The sequence below is a fragment of the Photobacterium sp. MCCC 1A19761 genome, assembly GCF_037389125.1.
Taxonomy (GTDB): Bacteria; Pseudomonadota; Gammaproteobacteria; order Enterobacterales; family Vibrionaceae; genus Photobacterium.
On sequence record NZ_JAZGTF010000069.1, the window covers coordinates 1 to 731 of the forward strand.

1 protein-coding gene is annotated in these 731 nt (G+C 48.7%); it reads right to left on the bottom strand.

Annotation, left to right across the window (positions count from 1 at the left end; genetic code table 11):
• Positions 1–731, bottom strand: a 731-nt coding sequence (locus VV869_RS24360) for an ISAs1 family transposase (protein WP_337737539.1), incomplete at both ends; no start/stop codon positions are given.

The following is a 731-nucleotide window of genomic DNA, read 5'->3' on the forward strand; positions in this document are numbered from 1 at the left end:
CGGTGTTCGAGTGACTCTTTACCTGATTTATCAATGCGATAACCAATGGTAACGCCGATGCTCTTTAGCCCTTTCCAATCAGGAAACTGTTGTACCAACTCACCAGCAGGTAGCACATGATATTCTCGGGCTTCGGCTCGTCCGTGGCTTTGCTCCACCGTGACATTTTCAGGGACGCTCTGAACCGCAGTCTTCGCAGACAGCGCCTGACGTACAGCTTTAGCCAGTGTTTCCTGATTACCTTTAACGGCAAGCAAATAATCACCACCGTTATCAATGATGGTTGAAGCAATATTGGTCTGACAGGCTATCGCGTCAATCGAAATCAGGCAGCCTTTGATGTCCAGCAAGTTAAGCAGTTCCGGTATTGCCGTGATCTCGTTGGACTTCGCATTGGTTTTGAGTTGGCCCATAACAACGCCGTTGGCCGTGGCGAAAGCACTAACCATATGAATCGTAGACTGCCTGCTTTCGCGGTTATATGAGCCGCGCAACACCTTACCATCGATAGCGATTAACTCACCATCTGAACGTTCAGTGGCGGCCTGCATCCAGTTGATAAAACATTGTTGAAACTGACGTGGGTCTAGGCGTGAGATAACGCGAGCAATGGTGTCATGAACAGGAAGTCCGGATGTAAAAAGACCTTTTTGCTGAAACCACTGAAAATGTGCTTCACCGAAATCTTCAATGTCTTCCCAGCCCTCAGCTCCAGCAATCGTCGCACAAAC